This window comes from Micromonospora sp. NPDC047753, assembly GCF_040642735.1.
In the GTDB taxonomy this organism is placed as follows: Bacteria; Actinomycetota; Actinomycetes; order Mycobacteriales; family Micromonosporaceae; genus Micromonospora.
On record NZ_JBEYSL010000560.1, the window covers coordinates 1 to 4,058 of the forward strand.

Genomic DNA, 4,058 nt, shown 5'->3' on the forward strand with positions numbered 1-4,058 from the left:
GAAGACCCCGTCGACCCTTGCCACGTCGAACCCGGTCGCGTCGCCGCACTCGACGGTGAACAGCTCGGCCAGGCCGGCCGCCTCGGCGTTGGCGGCGGCCATCGCCGCGGTCACCGGGTCAGCCTCCACCCCGTACACCCGGATGCCGGCGCGGGCGGCGGCCAGCGCGTCGGCCCCGAGCCCGCACCCGAGATCGGCCAGGGTCCGCACGCCGGCCGCGTGCAACCGGGCGGCTCGACGGTCGGCGACCACCCGGCGGGTGGCCTGCTCCAGGCCGGGGCGGGTGAGGAACATCCCAGCGGCGGCCGAGCCGAACTTGCCCACCGCCCGGTGGCGCAACTCGGCCTGGGTCAACGCCGCCGCGGCCAACGTCGGCGGCACCCCGGTCGCGCGCAGGGCCGACGCCGCGACCAGTGGGTCACCGCCGGCCAGGTCGGCCGCCGCGGTGAGCGCGGCCGACCCCTCAGGGGTACGCAGCGCCGCCAGCTGATCGAGATCCACCCGGCCATTGTCCCGTCCGACTCGGAAAACTTGGCTGGCGGGGCGCGACGCGCTGGCACTCTCCTTGACGGAGTGCTAGCCACGGAATAACCTGCGATTAGCACTCTCACCCTGAGGGTGCCAGCTTCCGGGTCTCGCGACCCGGGTGCGCACGCCAGGCGGACCGGCACCCGCGACGACGGCACCGCCCGGTGGCATGAGGCAGATTGACGCTGGTCAGCCCCGCTGGCCAGCAACGAAACCAGTACCCCAGGAGGGTATGCCCGTGACTACCGCGACCAAGGTTGCGATCAAGCCGCTCGAGGACCGCATCGTGGTCCAGGCGAACGAGGCTGAGACCACCACGGCGTCGGGCATCGTGATCCCCGACACCGCCAAGGAGAAGCCGCAGGAGGGCACCGTCCTCGCTGTGGGCCCGGGGCGCGTCGACGACAACGGCAACCGGGTTCCGGTTGACGTGCAGGTCGGCGACACCGTCCTTTACTCGAAGTACGGCGGCACCGAGGTCAAGTACGCCGGCGAGGAGTACCTGGTGCTCTCCGCCCGCGACGTCCTCGCGGTCATCGAGAAGTAAGCAACCGATCAGTGCCACTGCCCCGGTCCGGCTCGCCGGGCCGGGGCAATGGCGCTTCGAAGGGACATTAATGGCGAAGATCCTGAGCTTCTCGGACGACGCCCGGCACCTGCTGGAGCACGGTGTCAACGCCCTCGCGGACGCGGTCAAGGTCACCCTCGGCCCGCGCGGGCGCAACGTCGTCCTGGACAAGAAATTCGGTGCGCCGACGATCACCAACGATGGTGTGACCATCGCCAAGGAGATCGAGCTCACCAACCCGTACGAGAACCTTGGCGCGCAGCTGGTCAAGGAGGTGGCGACCAAGACCAACGACGTCGCCGGCGACGGCACCACCACCGCGACCGTGCTGGCCCAGGCGATGGTTCGCGAGGGTCTGCGCAACGTGACCGCCGGGACCAACCCGGCCGGTCTCAAGCGGGGCATCGACGCGGCGGCCATGAAGGTCTCCGAGGCGCTGCTCGGCAAGGCCGCCGAGGTCACCAGCAAGGAATCGATCGCGAACGTGGCGACGATCTCCGCGCAGGACTCGACGATCGGCGATCTGATCGCCGAGGCGATGGAGCGTGTCGGCCGCGACGGTGTCATCACCGTCGAGGAAGGCTCGATGCTCACCACCGAACTGGACGTGACCGAAGGTCTCCAGTTCGACAAGGGCTTCATCTCGCCGAACTTCGTCACCGACCTGGAGGGTCAGGAGTCCGTCCTTGAGGACGCGTACATCCTGGTCACCACCCAGAAGATCTCGGCGATCGAGGAGCTGCTGCCGCTGCTGGAGAAGGTCCTGCAGAACAGCAAGCCCCTGCTGATCATCGCCGAGGACGTGGACGGCCAGGCGCTCTCCACCCTGGTGGTCAACTCGCTGCGCAAGACCCTCAAGGTCTGCGCGGTCAAGGCCCCCGGCTTCGGTGACCGGCGCAAGGCAATGCTCCAGGACATCGCGATCTCCACGGGCGCCGAGCTGGTCGCCCCGGAGCTGGGCTACAAGCTCGACCAGGTCGGCCTGGAGGTGCTCGGCACCGCCCGGCGCGTCGTGGTCGACAAGGAGAACACCACGATCGTCGACGGCGGTGGCCAGAAGGCCGACGTCACCGACCGGGTCTCCCAGATCCGCAAGGAGATCGAGGCCTCCGACTCCGACTGGGACCGGGAGAAGCTGGCCGAGCGGCTGGCGAAGCTCTCCGGTGGCATCGCCGTCATCAAGGCCGGCGCGGCGACCGAGGTCGAGATGAAGGAGCGCAAGCACCGCATCGAGGACGCCATCGCGGCGACCAAGGCCGCGGTCGAGGAGGGCACCGTGCCCGGCGGCGGCGCCGCCCTGGTGCAGATCCTCTCGGTGCTCGACGACGACCTGGGCTTCACCGGTGACGAGAAGGTTGGCGTCTCGGTCGTGCGCAAGGCGCTCGTCGAGCCGCTGCGCTGGATCGCCCAGAACGCCGGTCACGACGGCTACGTCGTGACGCAGAAGGTCGCCGACCTCAAGTGGGGCAACGGCCTCGACGCCGCCAAGGGCGAGTACGTCGACCTGGTCAAGGCCGGCATCATCGACCCGGTGAAGGTGACCCGCAACGCGGTCACCAACGCCGCCTCGATCGCCGGTCTGCTGCTCACCACGGAGAGTCTCGTGGTGGAGAAGCCGGAGCAGGCCGAGCCGGCCGCCGGCGGCGGGCACGGCCACGGCCACCAGCACGGTCCGGGCTTCTGATCCGGTAGCGACACCCGTTCCGGGGCGCACCGCCTGACGGCGGTGCGCCCCGGACCGTTCCTGCGGGCCGCCAGGTCATTACCGAACGCTGACGTTGTTGGCGACCGGGCGAGATGATCGCGCACACTGGGCCGATGAGCACCACGTCACGGCGGTACGCCGCGTTGGCCGGAATCACCGCCGCCGCCGTCGCGATCGGGATCGCCGAACCGGTCGCGGTGTTGACCGGTCCCCGGTCAGCGCCCCTGGTCGCGGTCGGCGGGGTCGTCGTCGACGCCGTCCCCGAATCGCTGAAGCAACTCGCCATCGACCTCTTCGGCACCGCCGACAAGATCGCGCTGCTGATCGGCACGGCCGTGTTGCTGGGAGGCTTCGCCGCTCTCTTCGGCGTACTGGCGGTCCGCCGACTGGTACTCGGCCTGGCCGGCATCGCCGCGTTCGGCGCCATCGGGGTGGCAGCCGCGTTGACCCGCTCCGGTGCTGACCTCGCCGACGCGCTGCCGTCCCTGGTCGGCGCCGGTCTCGGCGCCCTGGTGCTCTGGCTGTTCATCGGCGGACCGTTCGAGCTGGACCCCTGGTCCTGGTCACCACCCACGCCGCCCGCTGGTCCGGTGTCGCAGGCCGGTCCGGTGTCGTCCGCTGGTCCCGGGTCGCAGGCCGGTCCGGTGTCGTCCGCTGGCCCCGGGTCGCAGGCCGTTTTGGGGTCGTCCGCTGGTCCGGGGTCGCAGGCTGGTCCGGGGTCGGGGTTGCCCGGAGAGTCGGTGCCGGTGTCCCCGGCAGGGCCGGTGCCGGTGACTCCCGCCGGGCCGACGACGGTGGTCGAAGCGGTCGGGCCTGTCGAAGTGGACCCGGAGTCGCGGCGACGGTTCCTCACCGGCAGCGGAGTACTGCTCGGCACGGCCGTGGTGGCCGGCCTCGGTGGGCGGTGGCTGGCAGGGCGGCGCGGCGTGTCCGCGGCCCGCGACGCGATCCGCCTGCCCGCGCCGATCGCCCCCGCACCGGCCGTACCGGCGGGCGCGGACCTCTCACTGACGCAGCTCGCGCCGTACGTCACCCCGAACTTCGGGTTCTACCGGATCGACACCGCGCTGGTGGTGCCCCAGGTCGACCCGGACACCTGGCGGCTGCGGATCCACGGACGGGTCGGCAGGGAACGCACCTACAGCTACGCGGATCTGCTGGCCCGACCACTGGTCGAGCGGTACGTCACGTTGGCCTGCGTCTCCAACGAGGTGGGCGGGGACCTGATCGGCAATGCCCTGTGGCTCGGCGTACCCC

The 4,058-nt window shown here is 70.8% G+C and carries 4 protein-coding genes; 3 read left to right on the top strand and 1 reads right to left on the bottom strand.

The features are described from left to right. On the bottom strand, positions 1-501 hold a 501-nt coding region (locus ABZ749_RS30850), incomplete at its 3' end, for a methyltransferase domain-containing protein (protein WP_357233926.1). A gap of 259 nt (positions 502-760) precedes the next feature. Here ABZ749_RS30850 and groES point away from each other — a divergent pair. The 3 genes from groES to ABZ749_RS30865 all read left to right on the top strand — a co-directional run. Then, positions 761-1,075 (top strand): co-chaperone GroES, encoded by a 315-nt coding sequence (groES, locus tag ABZ749_RS30855; RefSeq protein ID WP_030330046.1) that lies wholly within the window; start codon positions 761-763, stop codon positions 1,073-1,075. 70 nt (positions 1,076-1,145) lie between these two features. After that, positions 1,146-2,780 (top strand): chaperonin GroEL, encoded by a 1,635-nt coding sequence (gene groL, locus ABZ749_RS30860; RefSeq protein ID WP_357233928.1) that lies wholly within the window; start codon positions 1,146-1,148, stop codon positions 2,778-2,780. 134 nt (positions 2,781-2,914) lie between these two features. Further along, on the top strand, positions 2,915-4,058 hold a 1,144-nt coding region (locus tag ABZ749_RS30865), incomplete at its 3' end, for a molybdopterin-dependent oxidoreductase (protein ID WP_357233930.1).